We start from the raw sequence: 17420 nt of genomic DNA, 5'->3' as shown, positions 1-17420 counted from the left end.
AAATCCCCTATTTCAAATATCTTTCCGCTTCAAACCGGATTTCGTAATGAGAAGGCTTTTCCTTGTGTTATTTACCTGTTGCATGCTGGCGGACGCCACTGCACAGCAAACTTCATTCTCCCGCGCGGATACCCTCCGCGGAACGCTCACACCTGCACGCAGCTGGTGGGATGTTACGTATTACGACCTCTCTGTGGAGGTTTTTCCATCTGAAAAATCCCTGCGGGGCAGCAATACCATTCATTACCGCGTGCTGCAGCCGGCAAAAAAAATGCAGATCGACCTGCAGCAGCCCCTGCAGATCGACAGTATCATACAGAACGGCACGGCGCTCGCCTTTCAACAGGAAGGCAACGCCTGGTTCGTCAACCTGAAAGCCCCGCAGCCGAAAGGGAAGATCATGCAGCTGGCAGTGTACTATCACGGCAAACCCAGAGAAGCCGTCCGCGCCCCCTGGGACGGCGGTGTGGTCTGGGGAAAAGACTCCCTTTCCCGCCCCTGGATCGCTACGGCCTGCCAGGGACTGGGCGCCAGCGTATGGTGGCCGAATAAGGACCATCAAACAGAGGAGCCGGACAGCATGCAGATCAGCGTAACCGTGCCGCAAGGCCTCATCAACGTATCCAACGGCCGCCTCCGCAGCAGATCAGGCAATACTTTCGTATGGTTCGTCAGCAATCCTATCAACAACTATGACATAGCGCTTAACATCGGCCACTACAGCAATTTTACCGATCAGTTCAAAGGCGAGGCCGGTAACCTTGATCTGAGCTACTGGGTGCTGGATTACAACCTCGCCCGCGCAAAAACGCATTTTGAAGTGGTAAAACCCATGATGCAATGCTTCGAGCACTGGTTCGGCCCCTACCCTTTTTATGCAGACGGCTATAAACTGGTGGAAACACCGCATCTGGGCATGGAGCATCAGAGCGCGGTAGCTTACGGCAATCAATATAAAATGGGCTACCGGGGCAAAGACCTCTCCGGCTCCGGATGGGGCACAAAATGGGATTTCATCATCATTCATGAAAGCGGTCATGAGTGGTTCGGCAATAACATCACTACAAAAGACATCGCGGATATGTGGGTGCATGAATCCTTTACCAACTATTCCGAAACCATTTTCACCGAATGCGTGTACGGGAAAAAGGCAGCGGAACAGTATGTACAGGGTATCCGCCAGAACATCCAGAACGATATCCCGATCATCGGTCCCTATGGCGTAAACCAGGAAGGCTCCGGCGATATGTATTACAAAGGCTCCAATATGCTGCATACTATCCGCCAGATCATCGATAATGATGAGAAATTCCGGCAGATCCTGCGGGGGCTTAACAAAACCTTCTATCACCAGACCGTGACCTCCAGGCAGGTGGAACAATATATCAGCCGTCAGGCGGGGCGCAACTTCTCAAAAGTATTCGATCAGTATCTGCGTCACCGGAATATTCCCCGGCTGGAGCTTAAACAGCAGGGCAGCGTGGTCAAATACCGCTGGCTTTCCGACGTTCCGGGTTTCAACATGCCGGTAAAGGTACTGGCTAACGGCAAATGGCGTTTCATCAACCCCAGCACGGATATGCAAACGCTGCAACTGGATGATGAAAAGGAATTGCAGGTGGACAAGAATTTCTACATCAAAATTCTGCGCAGTTAATACACCCGTTTAATTCCCTATCTTTGCCGCATGCGTTACAAGGTTGTCAGCATGGGCGATGCACTGAAGGAATTTCTGAACAAAAGCCGTTTCAAACCGCGGCTGATGGAAGTGCGCATACAGGAAAACTGGGAACAGGTGGTGGGGAAAACCATTGCACGTTATACAGAGAGCGTTCAGCTGTTTGACAATAAACTGGTGATCACCACTACCGTAGCGCCGCTCAAACAGGAACTGAATTATTCGAAGGACAGGATCATTCGCCTTGTGAATGAGATGCTTGGCGAGGAGATCGTGAAAGAGGTAATGATACGATAGCATCTTCATCCTGTAGCCTGTTCACGAGGCGGCTCAGGTCTTTCATCGTGATCTTCGTGCGCAGGTGCATCATTACGGTCGCTTCTTCCTCCTGCACCAGCACCACCAGATGGTCCAGCCGGTCCTCATCCTTTCCCTGGCTCAATACCTGCACATTAGCCCCTTTTCTTTTCAACTCCACCAGCGGCTCGAATTGTTTTGACCGGTACAGGTCTTCTTTCAGCAGATCAATGGATTCGCGGGTCACTTCCTCGCCTGCTATGGTATAAACGCGGAGGCTCCTGACCTTTTTCAGCGCCCATTTGATATCACGGGCATCACCGTCGAAAGCCCTGGCGGGAATGAACCAGCTCACCACCCGTAATGGCAGAAAGCTCAGGCCGATGCTGAAAGTATGGGCATCGCTGCTGTATTCATTCGTGAAACGGCGCAGCTCTTTGCGCTGTGCGGAGGCGGTAGTTGCGGATAAGGCGAAACAAACAGCGAGTATAAGTAAAGTACGGTACATAAAGGGTCATGTTTACAGGTGATATACTATACAGGAAGACGCCGCGGATGGAGGACGGCGTTTTCTTGCTTGCTTATTTTTTCTTCTTCGGTAGTTTGGACAGGTTCTCGAAACCGTCGATCTTGATATCCCCGGCAATTTCGGCGATCTCGTTCAGGCTGATATCCCCGAAGAGCGACAGCGCCACAAATTCACTCGGGCTTCCCACCAGCATGATCAGTTCCGCGATATTGCCTTTCGCATTCTCTTTGATCATGAATTTCACGTCAGCGCCTTCGTTGCGGAGCGTCATCAGTTCTTCCAGGTCTGCGGTCAGGAACTGGGCGGCTTCTGTGTAGAGCTTCTTGCCGTCCTTCGTATTTTCCTTGACGAGGATGCGCAGCCCTTTCAGTTTGCCGACCACATTGGACAGCTTCTGCACGTCAGGGTCGTCCACAGACAACTTGGAGAACATGGAGAACATCTTCGGCGTAATATTGATCACGGTGAAGGAAGGATCATCCTGGTACTTCCTGAAAAATTTGTCGATGACCTGCGCTGAAGCATACTGGCTGCAGCAGAGACCGACGACTATGATGAAAAGGATACGTTTCATGATGCTTTGATTTGTGTTACGGTAAGTTGTTGATATGCAGTTCCAGAATAGCCGTTAGTTGTTATTTCCCCGGATCATTTCGGTGGCGTCATGGAAATAGCTGAGCTTTTCCATTTGTTCCTTGCCTTTGTTCAGGTTCCGGGAAAGTATCTGTAAAGCGCGTTGTGTTTCCTGGTAAGCCAGCTTCGGGTCGGAATAAGTATCGCGCATGGCATAAGTTTCTTCCGGCGCATTGCGGCGCTGTTCGAAGGAAAATATGCCGTAACCAAAACCGGCGGCCATCAGCAGCACGGCGGCATATTTCATCCAGCTGTGCCAGAACGGGCGGATGACTGTGCCGGATTCCCAAGGCGCCGGCCGGTCAGTGAACAGTTCCGGCATGGTCATCTCCTCCCCCTCCTGGTAATATTGAAAGAGGGGCGCTGCTTCACGGAGATCGGGCGGCAATTCGCCGGAATACTCCGTATAAAACCGGCGCAGTTCGGCTTCCTCGGCCAGGGAGGTTTCGCAGGCCCAATACTTTTCAAGTAATTCCCGGATGTTACTGTGTTCCATACACATGCAAATTTTGTAATTGTTCACGTACCTGCTTTCTCGCGCGGTGCAGGTTTACTTTCACTTCACTCATTTCTATTTCGAGCACTTCTGCGATCTCCTGGTAACTCAACCCATCCATATCCCTCAATTGCAGGATCGTGCGGAATTTCTCCGGCAGTTTATTGATCAGCCCGTGCACCCGGCGCATCAGATCGCTCTTTTCTGCGGTCTGATGCGGGTTGTGCTGCGGGCTTGCCGGAACTTCCTGCGCCCGGCCAAGATCATCGGTCATCCGGTATTTCCGGCTTTTGATCTTGTCCAGCGCCAGGTTGCGGGTAATGCGCATACACCATGCTTCCAGGTTCTGCAATTCTCCCATTTTTTCCTTGTTGTGCCACACTTTGATCAGGGCGTCCTGAATGATGTCCTTCGCATCCTCCTCATTACCCAGCAAACGAAGCGCAAAGCGATAGAGCTTCTGCTTGATAGGCATGATTTGAGTCATAAATACTTCAGACGACATACAGATGTTTAGTTTGGCGGAAGGAGATGCCCTTTCAAATGTGTTACATTAAGAAGACGACCGGTAAAATACTTTGTTACAAAATTTCCGGAAATATTTCGGGAAGACTGGCAATCAATTGGTTAACCTGATCCTCGGATCTACGAGGCTGTATAATACATCGGCCAGCAGGTTGATGATCACAAAGATCCCGGCAGTAAACAGTACTGCGCCCATCACTACGGGGAAATCGAATTTCTCCAGCGCGTCCACCGTAACCTTGCCGATGCCTTTCCATCCGAAAATATACTCCACAAAGAAGGCGCCTGCCAAAAGTTCAGCAAACCAGCCGGTGATTGCCGTGATCACGGGGTTGAGTGCGTTGCGCAGGGCATGTTTGTACAGGATGGTCCTGCCGCTCAGCCCCTTTGCATAGGCTGTGCGGATGTAATCCTGCCCCAGCACGTCCAGCATGGCACTTCGTGTTAATTGTACAATAATAGCTAATGGTCTGATCCCCAATGTTATAGCCGGAAGCACCAGATTGCGCAAATTGAGGATGCGCCCTTCGAAGGGGTCGATATCGAAGAGGCTGCCGGTCATATGCAGACCGGTGTAATCGCTTAACACAAAACCAAAAAGGTAGGCCAGGATGATCCCGGTAAAGAAAGATGGGGCAGAAATGCCGATCACGCTGGCAAAAACAGCGCTCGTATCCATCCAGGTATTTTGTTTGACGGCTGACAAAATGCCAAGGGCGATACCGGCAATGGTGGCAAAGATCATCGCCGCCAACGCCAGCACCAGGGTGCCGGGCAATGCTTCGGTGAGTATCTCCCAGACGTCTTTCTTCCCCTGGTAACTCCTTCTCAGGTACGGGGTTTTGATCACCAGGTCCCGCTCCCCTCCCAGGCTGATCAGGGGAAAGCTGTTCAGAGAGGCTTGCTGCTCTGCTTTGCTGTGGATACCGATGGGCGACAGATCGTTCAGGTACAGCAGGAACTGTACGCCCATCGGTTTATCCAGGTGCAACTCCTTCCGCACGTTCTCCAGCGAGGTCACGTCAGCCCGCTGACCAAGCGTCAGCCGGGCAGGGTCTGCCGGCAGCACATTGAACAGGAGGAAGATAATGATCACCACGCCCAGGAGAACGAGGATGCCATATCCCAGCTTGCGAAGGAAAAAACGGAACATATATGGTTGTTACGGAATGTCGTTATAATGCCACTTGCCGCGGATAGTGCCCTGGTCCAGCAGAATCAGGCAGGGCGTGCTGCGCCCGGCGGTCTTGATAGCCGTGCCGTCCATCTGCAGAAAGGGAAATTCCGTTCCCCGCTCTTCGCTGAACAGCTCAACGGCAGCACGGTTGGAACTGGTCACCCCATAGATCATGATCTTTCCCGCCTTCCATTGCTCCTGCAGGGCTTTCATTTTGTTTTCCCATCCCCTGCCGGCTTCTTTCACATCCCGCACCAGGAAGAGGTACATCGGCCGTGTTTCGGTCAGTACGGCCTCGGTCTGGTTATTGCCGTCAAAATCTGTCAGGATGAAATCCTTGATAGCCGGTTCCGCATTCCCTTTCTTCACCAGTTCGTCCTGCCGGTCCACATACTTCCAGGTTGTATCCTGCCAGGGGAAGTTCTCTTCCGTGAACTTTTCCTGTTTGCCGTCCTTTTCATAGATCAGTACGGTCTTATATACATCAGGCGTTGAGCCGGGGGGCGCTTTCATTTTCTCCGGGATGTTGTTGCCGGGTTTATAAGGCAGGCAATCCACGATGGGCAGGTGCGCCAGCGTGTACCATTGCAAGGCCACGGGGAATAATACTGCCAGGATCATCAGCAGTCCGGTTGCCCGGGCGGAGAGGAACGGATTGATCTGTTTTCTGTAAATGAATATGACCACGATCATCACCAGCAGGATCACGTCTTTCCAGAATGACTGTTCCGCCGTCAGTTTAATGCAGTCGCCAAAGCATCCGCATTCCCTGATTAGACCGCTGTACAGGGCAAAGCCCGTCAAAAACGTAAAGAATATGATGAGCAGCAGCAGCAGGAACGAGAAAATACGCATGCGGTACCCCAGCAGCACGGCAACGCCTGCAATGATCTCGAAAGCGTTCATGATCAGGGAGAAGATCAGGGAAAAGGGTATCAGGGCGTGCAGGTGCAACACCTCGAAAAATTCATCCATTTTATAACTCAGGCCCAGCGGATCATTCGCTTTGATGAGGCCAGAGAAAATGAACAGCACCCCCACCAGGATGCGAAATAGGATAAGGATCATTTTCATCCGAATATAATTTTTACTATTTACAGGTCCGATGGAGCCGTGACAATGCCGGCTTCATCGCTCAGAATTTGTTGTTTATGAATGGCCGGATGGAACGCCCGGCATGCATTGGATATGGGCGTTTCATAGTTGATGTTTCGCTTCTTCCAGTTTTATCAAGGCAAAAACGGCATAATTGACGATATCAGTATAGTTGGCGTCCATTCCTTCGGAGATCAGCGTTTTGCCGTCATTCCGCAGGATCTGCTTTACCCGCAACAGCTTGGTCAGGATGAGGTCCGTAAAGGATTCCTGGCTCATATCCCTCCAGGCCTCTCCGTAGTCGTGATTCTTGTCCTCCATCACCTGGCGGATAAGGCCGATCTTCGCGTCATACAGGCTGGAAACGGTATCCAGGGGAAGGTCATTATAAGGCTCATCGGGCAATTCCATCTGCATCAGGGCGATCACGCCATAGTTGATGATACCCCTGAACTCGTTGCTGATATCATCGTCTACCTTCTGTTTGCCCATCTCCTGTATGTTCCGGATGCGCTGCGCCTTGATAAAGATCTGGTCCACGATCGATATCGGCCGCAATACCCTCCAGGATGTGCCGTAGTCTTTCGTCTTTTTAATGAATATCTCCTTGCTGCTGTTGATGATACGTTGATATTGTTCCGATGTTCTGCTCATAATGGTCTCATTTAGCGGCAGATATATTAAATTGCCAACTCAATGAGTTTCAAAAATACAGTTTTACATAAAGAATTTACCATCAGGTGCCGGGGAAAATTGACAGATCTTTCCAGACCTGTGGTGATGGGCATTATTAATGTTACGGATGATTCCTTTTATGCCGGCAGCCGTACCCGTGAACTGCATCATATTACAGAACGGGCCGGCGCTATGCTGGCAGCGGGTGCGGCGATACTGGATATCGGGGCCCAAAGCACCCGCCCGGGCGCCCCGGAGATCGGCGCCGCCGAAGAAACGGAACGCCTGTTACCCGCCATTCACGCCATCCTGCACCATTATCCTGAGGCGCTGCTATCTGTAGACACCTACCATGCCAGCGTGGCGGAGAAATGCATCCTGGCCGGCGCAGCCATTGTGAACGACATCAGCGCCGGCGGAATGGATGACCGGATGCTCAGCACCGTCGCCCATCTCGATGTTCCCTACATTGCCATGCATATGCAGGGCACGCCCGCCAGCATGCAGCTGAACCCGCAGTATGAAGATGTTGCCCGCGAAGTGCTTGACTTCTTTATCCACAAGGTCCATCAATGCCGGCAGCTCGGCATCCGGGACGTGATCATCGATCCCGGTTTCGGCTTCGGCAAAACACTGGAACATAATTACCGGCTCCTGAAAAACCTCCATACCCTCCAAATACTGGAAGTGCCCATACTGGCAGGCGTTTCCCGGAAGTCCATGATACACCGGCTGCTGCATACCAATGCCGCCGAAGCCCTCAATGGCACAACGGTCGTGCATACCCTCGCCCTGCAGCAGGGCGCTGTTATCCTGCGGGTGCATGATGTAAAAGAGGCCATGGAAGCGGTAAAGATTGTTTCGTTTCTCAACACATTATAGCTAACTAAATATTTCTATTTTTACTGCATGAAGGACGTATATAAATTTTATGGATTTGAGTTCCGTTGGCTGAATGTGGTGGACCTGCTGATTGTCATTTTCCTCGTCATCCAGTTGTACCGGCTGCTGAAAGGGAGCCTGGCCTTCAATATATTCATCGGTTTGCTGATGGTCTATGCCGCGTATTTTCTCGTACGCTCCATGCAAATGCCCATCCTCACGAATATCCTGGAGAACTTTATCAATGTGGGCCTGATCGCCATTATCATCATCTTCCAGCCGGAGATACGAAAATTCCTGCTGGTGCTGGGCAAGAAAACCCCTTTGAGTAAAGACAGCTTCCTGACCAAGCTGTTCCTGCCGGACCGGTTCAAAAGCTACAAGGAAGAAGAGCATATCATCAACGAGATCATTGTGGCCGTAAGCCATATGGCGGCAGCCAGAACAGGCGCGCTCATCGTGATTGCCACTACCTACCGCGTAAAGTTCGATACCGCTTCCAGCATAGCCATAGAGGGAAATGTGAGCGCAAAGTTGCTGGAAAGCATATTTGAGAAGAACAGCCCGCTGCATGATGGCGCACTTATCATAGTCGGCAACAAGATACTCGCGGCCAAGGTGATCCTGCCGGTATCCGAAAATCCTGACCTGCCTACCCGCATCGGCATGCGGCACCGCTCTGCCGTGGGTATCACGGAGCATAGCGATAATCTGGCCATTGTGGTCTCCGAGGAAAGAGGCACCGTTTCCTATGCGCAGGACGGGCAGCTGACGCAAAACGTATCGCTCGAAGAACTGAAAGTGAAACTGTATGAAGTACTGGTGGATGGGTACTGAACCACAGCCACGTCTTAAAATACAAAGTCCTCCGGCTATTACACCGGAGGATCTATGTTTGGGGGGATGACTCTGAGAATAATATGTTAGTTGATGATAACTGTTGTCATTTGTTGCTGTACGGCCACCACATATCTTCCTGCCGGCAGCGTCTTTAACTGTAACGTGTACACGCCCTTTTTATGTCCTCCCGCCAGCGGCACCATCCTCTCCGGCTCCAGCCGTTCATTGTAGATCGTGCATGGCACCGTACCCTCCTGCCATTCCAGTACAGGCATCGCTATACAAAGAACGCCGGGCGCTGAAGGCAGTTGCCGCATGGTAGCCGTATGAGTGAACGTAAACAGAATCAAACTCCAGATATACATATGAACCGCTTTAAGGGATAATTTCAAACGGTTCTTTACAGGAGATGATCATATCGATCGGAAGCCAAAGATACAACATTTTTTATCCTTATATGACCGATTTTGTTAAGGCGATGTTAAGCCGGTCAGAAGGCGTCTTCCAGGTGTAATATCTCCTGCAACCCTGCCGCAGTAAAGGTAATGGAGATGATATCGAAACGTATGGCCTCGGGTTGCAGACCGTGCTGTTCCAGGTAGCGGTCAGCCACCTGTTGCAGCGATGCTTCCTTGCGGTAATGCACGGCTTCCTCGGGCATGCCGAAATACTGGGTGCTGCGCGTTTTTACTTCTATGAAAACAATAGTCCCGCCCTGCCGGGCAATGATGTCGATCTCCTTCCGGCCACTGGTCCAGTTGCAATGCAGGATATCATACTGCTTTTGCCGGAGAAACGCCACAGCCAGCTGCTCGCCCTTTTTCCCCAACTCGTGATGAGAAGCCATTCGATTTATATATTTTTACAACCTAACAATGGAATCATGAGCAACCGGAAATTATTTTACCTGAACGGAAAGGTACAACATTATGCCTGGGGTGGCTATTCTTACATCCCCACCCTGCTGGGCTTGCCCGTAACGGACCAGCCTGCGGCGGAATACTGGATGGGCGCGCATCAGAGCGCACCTTCACTGGTAGATGAACAGCCCCTGAACGAATATATAGCGGCGCGGCCGGCGGAAATACTTGGTCAGGCGGCGGCGGACCGTTTCGGACAACTGCCCTACCTCTTCAAGATACTGGATGTAAAAGATATGCTGTCCATACAGGTACATCCCACCAAAGCGGAAGCGGAAAAAGGATTTGCCCGCGAAAATGCAGCCGGCATCCCGCTCAATGCACCGAACCGGAATTATAAGGACGATAACCACAAACCCGAGATCATGGTGGCGCTCAGCGAATTCTGGCTGCTGCATGGTTTTCTTCCGGAAAATAAACTGAAGGCCGTGCTTCGCGAAGTACCGGAATTTCCCCGCTGGCGGCCGGTATTTGACCAGGAAGGTTATTTCGGCCTGTATAAAAAGGTCATGGAAATGCCGCAGGATGAGGTGAACAGCATGCTTCGCCCCCTGGCGGAACGGGTATTGCCGGCTTATCAGCAGCATCAGCTGGATAAGAAAGACCCCGCTTTCTGGGCCGGCCGGGCCATTGCGAACGACCCGGAAGGTATGGGGCGGCTGGACAGGGGGATCTTCTCCATCTATTTCTTCAATATCGTATATGCGGCACCGGGAGAAGCCGTTTTCCAGGATGCCGGTATCCCCCACGCCTACCTCGAAGGGCAGAATGCCGAACTGATGGCCAATTCCGACAACGTATTGCGGGGCGGCCTTACGCCGAAGCATATTGATGTGGAAGAACTGCTGAAACATACCCGCTTCGAAGCCGTATATCCGCACATCCTGAAAGGGGAAGCCGTACACAATGGCCAGGAACAGCGCTACCCTACCCCCGCGCCGGATTTTGCCATCAGCACCATCGTCCTGAAACCCGGGGATGTGTACGAACATACTGCCACCTCACCGGAAATATGGATCGTTATGGATGGAAAAGCTGTGGCCAGCGGCTCCGCGGAGCTGCCGCTGCAAAAGGGCCGGTCCGTTTTCGCCGCCTTCGGGGAGCAATACCGCATCGCCGCGGAAGTGCAAACGGTGATCTTCAAGGCATCTATACCATAATTCATTACCTTTACATCGTTTAAAGCAAAAGCGCAATATGAAGAAAGAGACAATATCCAAAGTTTCCCTCATCGCAGGACTGATTTTCCTGACCATTCTCGGCCGGCTGGTGACCAACCATATGGGCATTTATAACTTCACCGCCATAGGCGCCGGTGCATTGTTTGCTGGCGTGGTGCTGAAAAATAAACGGTATGCTTACATCGTTCCATTGGCCGCGCTCTTCCTGAGCGACCTGTTCTTTGAGCTTTTTACCAGCATTCAGGGTTTCTACGGCGGCGAAATGCTGTTCGTGTACATTGCCTTTGTGCTCACCACCTATATCGGTACCCGCATCCGCAAAGCGAACGCCGGCAACATCCTGCTGGCCGCCATCGGCTCCGGGCTGATGTTCTTCCTGATGTCCAACTTCGGCACCTGGCTGTTCCGGGATATGTACCCGCATACACTGAGCGGATTGCTGGCCTGCTATTACAGCGCCATTCCGTTTTACAAAGCAGAAATGTTCGGCAGCTTCTTCCTGAATACCATCATGGGCAATATATTTTACACCGGATTGCTCTTTGGGGCTTATGCTTTACTGAAACCCGTTATTGTGCGGGAAGAATCTGATAATGAGTTATTTGCGTAGAATTATTTAAATATCTTATTTGAGAGGCGACAGGCACCCTGTCGCCTTTTTTATGCGCGGTTCAGGCATCCCATTGCAGGAACCAATACCCCTCATGCTCCACTTTCCGGCAAGCCGGTAAAACCACCGGCACGGCAAACAGCGGGCAATCGACAACCAGGGTATGGAACTCCCCGTTCTCTCCGCACACGTCCACTCCCTTTGCCTCCAGGTCTGCAATCAGCACATCGTCCAGTATCCTTCCGAGGAAGGTTTCGCCCAAATGAGCATTACAGGAAACGATCAGGCAGCGGATGCCGGATTGCAGCATACGGTACACCAATGTTTTCCGGTCTTCCTGCCATAAGGGAAGCAGGGCTTCGATACCCGCGGCGGAGCAGACCTTTTCTTCCCATTCCCGGTGCGGCTGCAGGTCTATATCCCCGAAAACGGCGGCGGTGGCCCCGTATTCGTTTGCGAGACCGGTCAATGTGCCGGTAAAATTCGTTTCATACTCCTGCCAGGTACTGGCAATGGTGGTGAGCGGCAGGGCGAGTGCAGCTGCCTGCTGTTGCAGCAGGGAGGCCGGGAGGGCGTGAGAGCGGGATATGCGGCCGTTCTCGTTCATCATATTCAGCAGCGCGAGGGGGTGATGCCCCTGCCGCACAGCTTCCATGAAAGCGAAACAGCTGTCTTTCCCGCCACTCCAGGAACAGATAAATCGGTGATCAGTCATCCAGTTTGAGTACGGCCAGGAAGGCTTCCTGCGGCACTTCCACATTGCCGATCTGGCGCATCCGCTTTTTACCTTCCTTCTGTTTTTCGAGGAGTTTACGTTTCCGGGAGATATCGCCGCCGTAACATTTGGCCGTTACGTCCTTCCGCATGGCGCTGATGTTCTCGCGCGCCACGATCTTGGCGCCGATGGCCGCCTGGATGGCGATGAGGAATTGCTGGCGCGGCAGCAGCTCTTTCAGCTTTTCGCAGAGCTTGCGGCCGAAATCATTGGCCCTGCTGCGGTGGATCAGGGCGCTGAGCGCATCCACTTTCTCGCCATTCAGCAGGATGTCCATTTTTACGATATCGCTGTCGCGGAACCCGATGGGTGTATAGTCAAAAGAGGCATACCCGCGGGTCTGGCTCTTCAGCTTGTCATAAAAGTCAAATACGATCTCCGTCAGCGGCAGCTCGAATATCAGTTCCACACGGGTGGTGGTAAGATAACTCTGGTTGATCAGGATACCCCGTTTGCCAAGGCATAAGGTCATGATATTCCCGATATATTCCGGCTTGGAGATGATCTGCGCGCGGATAAACGGCTCTTCGATGCGGGACATCTTGGTAGGATCGGGCATCTCGGCCGGGTTGTTCACAATGATGGGCTTTTCGTCACGGGTGTCATAGGCAATGAAGCCTACGTTCGGCACGGTGGTGATCACCGTCTGGTTGAATTCCCGCTCCAGCCGCTCCTGGATGATCTCCATATGCAGCATGCCCAGGAACCCGCAACGGAAGCCAAAGCCCAGGGCCTGGGAAGTTTCCAGCTCGTAAGTGAGGGAAGCGTCATTCAGCTGCAGCTTGTCCATACAATCCCGCAACTCCTCGAAATCTTCCGTCACTACCGGGAAAATACCGGCAAATACCATCGGTTTCACTTCTTCAAAACCCTTGATCGCTTCTTTATAAGGATTGTTGGCGAGGGTGATGGTATCCCCCACTTTCACTTCCCGCGCATTCTTGATGCCGGTGATGATATAGCCCACATCGCCGGTCTTCACTTCTTTTTCAGGCTGCAGGCCGAGTTTGAGGATGCCTACTTCATCCGCAAAGTATTCTTCGCCGGTATTGATGAATTTGATCTTGTCGCCTTTCTTTATGCTGCCGTTATACACCCGGAAATAGGCGATAATACCCCGGAAGGAGTTGAACATGCTGTCGAAGATCAGGGCTTGCAACGGGCTGTCAGGACTACCCTTCGGCGCCGGAATGCGGGTCACGATAGCTTCCAGTATATCCTCGATGCCGATGCCGGTTTTGCCGGAGGCCAGCAGTATTTCTTCGCTTTTCACGCCGATCAGTTCGATGATCTGGTCTTTTACCTCCTCGATCATGGCGCCGTCCATATCAATTTTATTGATAACCGGGATGATCTCCAGGTCGTTATCCAGTGCCAGGTAGAGATTGGAAATGGTCTGGGCCTGAATGCCCTGGGCCGCGTCCACCAGCAGCAAGGCGCCTTCACAGGCGGCGAGCGCGCGGGAAACCTCGTAGGAGAAGTCTACGTGGCCGGGGGTATCGATCAGGTTGAAGACATATACCTCCCCGTTCTTTGCGGTATAGTTCATCTGGATGGCGTGGCTCTTGATGGTGATGCCCTTCTCGCGCTCCAAGTCCATATCATCCAGCACCTGCGCCTGCATATCGCGGTCGGAAATGGTGTGTGTAAATTCCAGTAAACGGTCCGCCAGGGTGCTTTTACCATGGTCGATATGTGCAATGATGCAGAAATTCCGGATATTCTTCATATATATTCCAATGTGCGCTGCGTTCTAAGGCCACGGTGACTGTTTTTCCGCTTCCATCGCAGCTCAGGCAAAGTTCGAGGCGCAAAGGTATTAAATTTTATGCTTCTTTTATGCGATCGTGCCGCTCTTTTCGGGCGTCACATGAAACATTCATTTTATGCATGAATAAACACTTTTCCGTGGCCGTTTCTGCCCCTATTTCTTTACTTTTAAAGGAAAAACCAGAACATGGCGCTGCAACAACAATTCGAAGAGGCCGTAGCGGCCAGCAAAACACTCGCATCCAAGCCTGATAATGATGTGCTGCTGCAACTTTATTCGCTGTACAAACAGGCTACAGAAGGCGATATCAATATAGAGCCGCCTGCCAATCCGTTCGACTTCGTCGGCAAAGCGAAATTCGATGCATGGACCTCCCTGAAAGGAAAAACGAAAGATGAGGCGATGCAGGCGTATGTGGACCTGGTGAATAAATTAAAAGGATAAAAACCGAATGGCGTAACTTTGAAGGTATGGTACCAGATTACATGATCAGTGAGCAAACACAGCATTTCCTCGGCCTTGAAGAACAGTTCGGCGCGCATAATTATCATCCCCTGCCGGTGGTATTGACCAAAGGTGAAGGTGTTTTTGTGTGGGATGTGGACGGCAGGCGATATTATGATTTTCTGTCCGGTTACTCCGCCGTTAACCAGGGGCATTGCCATCCGAAGATAGTGGCGGCGCTGGTAGAACAGGCATCACGGCTCACCCTTACCTCCCGCGCCTTTTACAGCGATCTGCTGGGTGAGTACTCCGCCTATATTACCCGATATTTCGGGTACGACAAGGTTTTACCGATGAATACGGGGGTGGAAGCGGTGGAGACGGCCCTCAAGCTGTGCCGCAAATGGGGATATGCCGTAAAAGGCATTCCGGAGAACAAAGCGAAGATCATCGTATGCGCCAACAACTTTCACGGCCGTACACTGAATGTGGTGTCTTTCAGTACAGACCCCCAGGCCAGGAAAGACTTCGGGCCTTATATGCCCGGTTACGAAGTGATTCCCTTTAATGACCTGCCCGCGCTGGAACAGGCGCTGCAGGATAAAGATGTTGCCGGATTCCTGGTAGAGCCCATCCAGGGTGAAGCCGGTGTGATGGTGCCGCATGAAGGCTATTTATCCAAAGCCAGGCAATACTGCAGCGATGCCGGAGTGCTGTTCATGGCTGATGAGATACAGACCGGCCTGGCCCGTACCGGCAAACTGCTGGCCTGTGACCATGAAAATGTGCGCCCGGACGTCCTGATCCTCGGTAAAGCCCTTTCCGGCGGCATGCTGCCGGTATCCGCCGTGCTGGCGGACGATGAAGTGATGCTGACCATCCGGCCCGGCGAACACGGCTCCACTTATGGCGGCAATCCCCTCGCCTGTAAAGTCGCCATGGCCGCGCTGGAAGTGCTGCGGGACGAAGGCATGGCGGAAAATGCTGTTGTGATGGGCGAACGCCTCCGGAAAGGCATAACAGCCATCCGTTCCCCCTTCATCAGTCTCGTTAGAGGGAAAGGGTTGCTCAACGCCATTGTGATCAACCACCCGCATGAAGACGCAGCCTGGGAGCTGTGCCTGGCCCTCAAAGAAAACGGCCTGCTGGCCAAGCCAACGCATGGGGACAAGATCCGCTTCGCCCCGCCCCTGCTGATCAATGCGCAGCAGGTAGACGAATGTGTGGGCATTATTCAAAAAAGCCTTGAAACACTTACCAATGACGCAACATAAGGCCATACGCAGCTCCGGATGGAAAACAGATATGATGATCGGCTTCCCCGACGGGCTGTTGCTATTGCTGTTCTCCACACAGATACTCTATACCAAAGCCCTCACCGTGCAGGCTTTCTATACCATTCACCTGCTGTTGCTCGGCGCGTCCACATTGCTGATGATGATCGCTGTATTCCGTGCCAACCGCGGGGAACATGACGATGAAGGCAGGATGAGCCCCGAAGAGCACCGGAAATTGCAGGGGCTGGACCTCACGCAGGACACCATCTCCCATATTGCGGATGAAATGCAGCAGGACCAGCAGCAGTGGGAACAGACCCTGCGGCAGGAACAGGTGCAGCTCCGCGGCTACAGCTGGCTGCCCGCGGTCAGGAGCATGCTGGCTACCGGCATATTTTTCCTGCTGGGTGGACTGGTGGCCTTTCTGCCGTTTTTGATGCAGGAGGATTTCAACGCCGCCGCCAAGGTGAGCCTCACACTCAGTCTTGTTTTTCTCCTGGTATTTGCCATGCTGAAATCCCGCATTACCGGGCAACGCCCTGTGCGGCTTGCCTTCCGTTACCTGATCACCGGATCATTGGTGCTGCTGGCATCATACCTGATCACTTCCGCGATATAGCGGGCGGGCGCCGGGTGATTCCCTTCTTCATAAAATTAAACGGGTATTTTCAATAAAAGCGGGCGGCCCTGATCGGAGCCACCCGCTTTTATTTGATCCCGTCCCACCGGGTCAGCCCGTGCCTTTGGGCTATTGAGGCGGATCGCCATGAATGATGCATTGATAGCCCGTTGGCAATGGGGAGAAGTGAGCAGTTTGAGGAATATCCATCATACTATCATACCGCTATCAAAGCATTGATAAAGCACCTCTTTATAAAGGTACCTTATGGGTACTATAACAGTACTTTAACAGTACTTTAACAGTACCTTATAGGTACTTTATCTACCTGACACGAGCGGATGGTGGAGCTTTTGTCCTATACTGGAAAAGCTTCACAGGGTACGGTGATGTAAATACAGGGTTTGCTTTACAGGCTTTTGGGGTACAGAAGAAAATCCTGCTACGGGTTTACGGGTACTGAACACCGGTTCACTGCCGCCGTGCCCGCCGGTTCCGGTGGAAGACCACACAGCCAAAGGCCACGAAAGCGCCCAGCATGGAAAGGTAAAGGCCGGCTTTCTGCTCCGGGCAGATGCCCATCTCGCAACGGGAAAAGATCAGCATATTCCGGAAAGTCCATGCCGCCAGAAAAGCGGTGGTAAAAAGATTCACGCGCAGCGCCCATTGTTTTTGAAGAAGAAACAATACCAGTATCAATACAGACACACCTATACTTAATTTACCCGGCTCCCCGAAGCTGGACCCTTCGGTATTCAGGCCCGTGAATACCATATGCTGCCCGTCCGCATGGATGGATATCCACGGAAGAAAAGCGCTGATGATCACAAGGATGATGGCTGCGATGCCGATGATAGTGGTTCTGGACATTGTTTTTAATTGAACAGGCAAAGTAAAAGGGAAAAAACGGAAAAGAAAAATGTGAGCGGAAGATACAGCCTGATAAAGTACCTGAATAAGGATAAGCGGATAGCTTTGCCCCCGTTGGTGGGTATG

At 52.1% G+C, this 17420-nt stretch carries 21 protein-coding genes; 9 read left to right on the top strand and 12 right to left on the bottom strand.

The annotated features are described in order from the left end of the window. Positions 1 to 46 precede the first annotated feature (46 nt). Together FW415_RS16210 and FW415_RS16205 are read left to right on the top strand one after the other, a co-directional pair. A complete protein-coding gene (locus tag FW415_RS16210) occupies positions 47 to 1657 on the top strand; it encodes a M1 family metallopeptidase (protein ID WP_148387111.1) in 1611 nt (536 codons plus the stop codon). A 30-nt stretch (positions 1658 to 1687) separates the two neighbouring features. After that, on the top strand, positions 1688 to 1975 hold the full coding sequence (locus FW415_RS16205; protein ID WP_148387109.1) for a DUF721 domain-containing protein: 288 nt from the start codon (positions 1688 to 1690) through the stop codon (positions 1973 to 1975). On the opposite strand, the gene FW415_RS16200 is transcribed toward FW415_RS16205, so the two are convergent. The 7 genes from FW415_RS16200 to FW415_RS16170 form a co-directional block, all read right to left on the bottom strand. Continuing rightward, entirely contained in the window at positions 1914 to 2483 is a 570-nt protein-coding gene (locus FW415_RS16200; protein ID WP_148387107.1) for a DUF4252 domain-containing protein, read from the bottom strand. The two genes, FW415_RS16205 and FW415_RS16200, sit on opposite strands and share 62 nt — an antisense overlap. A gap of 73 nt (positions 2484 to 2556) precedes the next feature. Beyond that, entirely contained in the window at positions 2557 to 3078 is a 522-nt protein-coding gene (locus tag FW415_RS16195) for a DUF4252 domain-containing protein (protein ID WP_148387104.1), read from the bottom strand. 54 nt (positions 3079 to 3132) lie between these two features. Next, positions 3133 to 3633, bottom strand: coding sequence for a hypothetical protein (locus tag FW415_RS16190; protein ID WP_148387102.1), 501 nt, complete (start codon positions 3631 to 3633; stop codon positions 3133 to 3135). Continuing rightward, the gene (locus tag FW415_RS16185) at positions 3620 to 4108 is read right to left on the bottom strand and encodes an RNA polymerase sigma factor (protein ID WP_246858769.1); all 489 of its coding nucleotides are present in this window, start codon (positions 4106 to 4108) and stop codon (positions 3620 to 3622) included. Before FW415_RS16185 ends, FW415_RS16190 begins: the two co-directional genes overlap by 14 nt. A gap of 144 nt (positions 4109 to 4252) precedes the next feature. After that, positions 4253 to 5311, bottom strand: a complete 1059-nt coding sequence (locus FW415_RS16180; RefSeq protein WP_148387097.1) for an ABC transporter permease — start codon at positions 5309 to 5311, stop codon at positions 4253 to 4255. A gap of 9 nt (positions 5312 to 5320) precedes the next feature. Further along, complete coding sequence (locus FW415_RS16175) at positions 5321 to 6403, bottom strand: BT_3928 family protein (protein ID WP_246858768.1); 1083 nt, start codon at positions 6401 to 6403, stop codon at positions 5321 to 5323. 129 nt (positions 6404 to 6532) lie between these two features. After that, positions 6533 to 7084, bottom strand: coding sequence for a DUF1599 domain-containing protein (locus FW415_RS16170; RefSeq protein WP_148387093.1), 552 nt, complete (start codon positions 7082 to 7084; stop codon positions 6533 to 6535). Between the two features lie 42 nt (positions 7085 to 7126). Between FW415_RS16170 and folP the strand changes: the two genes are divergently transcribed. Both folP and FW415_RS16160 read left to right on the top strand, forming a co-directional pair. Further along, positions 7127 to 7987, top strand: a complete 861-nt coding sequence (gene folP / locus FW415_RS16165) for a dihydropteroate synthase (protein WP_148387091.1) — start codon at positions 7127 to 7129, stop codon at positions 7985 to 7987. Between the two features lie 27 nt (positions 7988 to 8014). Beyond that, a complete protein-coding gene (locus FW415_RS16160; RefSeq protein WP_148387088.1) occupies positions 8015 to 8824 on the top strand; it encodes a diadenylate cyclase in 810 nt (269 codons plus the stop codon). 86 nt (positions 8825 to 8910) lie between these two features. Here the strand turns inward: FW415_RS16160 and FW415_RS16155 are convergent, their stop codons facing one another. Both FW415_RS16155 and FW415_RS16150 read right to left on the bottom strand, forming a co-directional pair. Then, positions 8911 to 9192 (bottom strand): hypothetical protein, encoded by a 282-nt coding sequence (locus FW415_RS16155; protein ID WP_148387085.1) that lies wholly within the window; start codon positions 9190 to 9192, stop codon positions 8911 to 8913. 125 nt (positions 9193 to 9317) lie between these two features. After that, positions 9318 to 9674 carry a YraN family protein gene (locus FW415_RS16150; RefSeq protein ID WP_148387083.1) on the bottom strand — a complete coding sequence of 119 codons (357 nt, stop codon included), beginning with the start codon at positions 9672 to 9674 and terminating at the stop codon, positions 9318 to 9320. Between the two features lie 36 nt (positions 9675 to 9710). Here FW415_RS16150 and manA point away from each other — a divergent pair, with 36 nt between their 5' ends. Together manA and FW415_RS16140 are read left to right on the top strand one after the other, a co-directional pair. Continuing rightward, positions 9711 to 10907 (top strand): mannose-6-phosphate isomerase, class I, encoded by a 1197-nt coding sequence (gene manA, locus FW415_RS16145; protein ID WP_148387080.1) that lies wholly within the window; start codon positions 9711 to 9713, stop codon positions 10905 to 10907. A 37-nt stretch (positions 10908 to 10944) separates the two neighbouring features. After that, positions 10945 to 11538 carry a DUF6580 family putative transport protein gene (locus tag FW415_RS16140; RefSeq protein WP_148387078.1) on the top strand — a complete coding sequence of 198 codons (594 nt, stop codon included), beginning with the start codon at positions 10945 to 10947 and terminating at the stop codon, positions 11536 to 11538. A gap of 61 nt (positions 11539 to 11599) precedes the next feature. On the opposite strand, the gene FW415_RS16135 is transcribed toward FW415_RS16140, so the two are convergent. Next, a complete protein-coding gene (locus tag FW415_RS16135) occupies positions 11600 to 12253 on the bottom strand; it encodes a diphthine--ammonia ligase (RefSeq protein WP_148387076.1) in 654 nt (217 codons plus the stop codon). Then, positions 12246 to 14042: a translation elongation factor 4 gene (gene lepA / locus FW415_RS16130; RefSeq protein ID WP_148387074.1), complete on the bottom strand. Its 1797-nt coding sequence runs from the start codon at positions 14040 to 14042 to the stop codon at positions 12246 to 12248. The genes FW415_RS16135 and lepA overlap by 8 nt, the downstream gene beginning before the upstream one ends. A gap of 228 nt (positions 14043 to 14270) precedes the next feature. Between lepA and FW415_RS16125 the strand changes: the two genes are divergently transcribed. From FW415_RS16125 to FW415_RS16115, 3 genes are read left to right on the top strand one after another with little or no spacing between them, the layout of a single operon-like run. After that, positions 14271 to 14528, top strand: a complete 258-nt coding sequence (locus FW415_RS16125; protein ID WP_148387072.1) for an acyl-CoA-binding protein — start codon at positions 14271 to 14273, stop codon at positions 14526 to 14528. Positions 14529 to 14554: 26 nt separating this feature from the next. Next, positions 14555 to 15802, top strand: coding sequence for an ornithine--oxo-acid transaminase (rocD, locus tag FW415_RS16120; RefSeq protein WP_305764221.1), 1248 nt, complete (start codon positions 14555 to 14557; stop codon positions 15800 to 15802). Beyond that, positions 15789 to 16424, top strand: a complete 636-nt coding sequence (locus FW415_RS16115; RefSeq protein WP_148387070.1) for a VIT1/CCC1 transporter family protein — start codon at positions 15789 to 15791, stop codon at positions 16422 to 16424. The genes rocD and FW415_RS16115 overlap by 14 nt, the downstream gene beginning before the upstream one ends. Before the next feature lie 471 nt (positions 16425 to 16895). On the opposite strand, the gene FW415_RS16110 is transcribed toward FW415_RS16115, so the two are convergent. After that, complete coding sequence (locus FW415_RS16110; protein ID WP_148387067.1) at positions 16896 to 17294, bottom strand: hypothetical protein; 399 nt, start codon at positions 17292 to 17294, stop codon at positions 16896 to 16898. Between the last annotated feature and the right edge of the window lie 126 nt (positions 17295 to 17420).

Source organism: Chitinophaga sp. XS-30, from assembly GCF_008086345.1.
In the GTDB taxonomy this organism is placed as follows: domain Bacteria; phylum Bacteroidota; class Bacteroidia; order Chitinophagales; family Chitinophagaceae; genus Chitinophaga.
This window is presented reverse-complemented; position numbering and strand designations above follow the sequence as displayed.

What these genes read in the sequence shown, in the direction of transcription:
- FW415_RS16115 (WP_148387070.1), top strand. Translation starts at nt 15,789, where the DNA reads ATGACGCAACATAAGGCCATACGCAGCTCCGGATGGAAAACAGATATG.
- FW415_RS16150 (WP_148387083.1), bottom strand. Translation starts at nt 9,674, where the DNA reads ATGGCTTCTCATCACGAGTTGGGGAAAAAGGGCGAGCAGCTGGCTGTG.
- FW415_RS16210 (WP_148387111.1), top strand. Translation starts at nt 47, where the DNA reads ATGAGAAGGCTTTTCCTTGTGTTATTTACCTGTTGCATGCTGGCGGAC.
- FW415_RS16140 (WP_148387078.1), top strand. Translation starts at nt 10,945, where the DNA reads ATGAAGAAAGAGACAATATCCAAAGTTTCCCTCATCGCAGGACTGATT.
- lepA (WP_148387074.1), bottom strand. Translation starts at nt 14,042, where the DNA reads ATGAAGAATATCCGGAATTTCTGCATCATTGCACATATCGACCATGGT.
- FW415_RS16135 (WP_148387076.1), bottom strand. Translation starts at nt 12,253, where the DNA reads ATGACTGATCACCGATTTATCTGTTCCTGGAGTGGCGGGAAAGACAGC.
- FW415_RS16205 (WP_148387109.1), top strand. Translation starts at nt 1,688, where the DNA reads ATGCGTTACAAGGTTGTCAGCATGGGCGATGCACTGAAGGAATTTCTG.
- manA (WP_148387080.1), top strand. Translation starts at nt 9,711, where the DNA reads ATGAGCAACCGGAAATTATTTTACCTGAACGGAAAGGTACAACATTAT.
- FW415_RS16110 (WP_148387067.1), bottom strand. Translation starts at nt 17,294, where the DNA reads ATGTCCAGAACCACTATCATCGGCATCGCAGCCATCATCCTTGTGATC.
- FW415_RS16175 (WP_246858768.1), bottom strand. Translation starts at nt 6,403, where the DNA reads ATGATCCTTATCCTATTTCGCATCCTGGTGGGGGTGCTGTTCATTTTC.
- FW415_RS16190 (WP_148387102.1), bottom strand. Translation starts at nt 3,633, where the DNA reads ATGGAACACAGTAACATCCGGGAATTACTTGAAAAGTATTGGGCCTGC.
- FW415_RS16160 (WP_148387088.1), top strand. Translation starts at nt 8,015, where the DNA reads ATGAAGGACGTATATAAATTTTATGGATTTGAGTTCCGTTGGCTGAAT.
- FW415_RS16185 (WP_246858769.1), bottom strand. Translation starts at nt 4,108, where the DNA reads ATGCCTATCAAGCAGAAGCTCTATCGCTTTGCGCTTCGTTTGCTGGGT.
- rocD (WP_305764221.1), top strand. Translation starts at nt 14,555, where the DNA reads ATGGTACCAGATTACATGATCAGTGAGCAAACACAGCATTTCCTCGGC.
- FW415_RS16195 (WP_148387104.1), bottom strand. Translation starts at nt 3,078, where the DNA reads ATGAAACGTATCCTTTTCATCATAGTCGTCGGTCTCTGCTGCAGCCAG.
- FW415_RS16200 (WP_148387107.1), bottom strand. Translation starts at nt 2,483, where the DNA reads ATGTACCGTACTTTACTTATACTCGCTGTTTGTTTCGCCTTATCCGCA.
- FW415_RS16125 (WP_148387072.1), top strand. Translation starts at nt 14,271, where the DNA reads ATGGCGCTGCAACAACAATTCGAAGAGGCCGTAGCGGCCAGCAAAACA.
- FW415_RS16155 (WP_148387085.1), bottom strand. Translation starts at nt 9,192, where the DNA reads ATGTATATCTGGAGTTTGATTCTGTTTACGTTCACTCATACGGCTACC.
- FW415_RS16170 (WP_148387093.1), bottom strand. Translation starts at nt 7,084, where the DNA reads ATGAGCAGAACATCGGAACAATATCAACGTATCATCAACAGCAGCAAG.
- FW415_RS16180 (WP_148387097.1), bottom strand. Translation starts at nt 5,311, where the DNA reads ATGTTCCGTTTTTTCCTTCGCAAGCTGGGATATGGCATCCTCGTTCTC.
- folP (WP_148387091.1), top strand. Translation starts at nt 7,127, where the DNA reads ATGAGTTTCAAAAATACAGTTTTACATAAAGAATTTACCATCAGGTGC.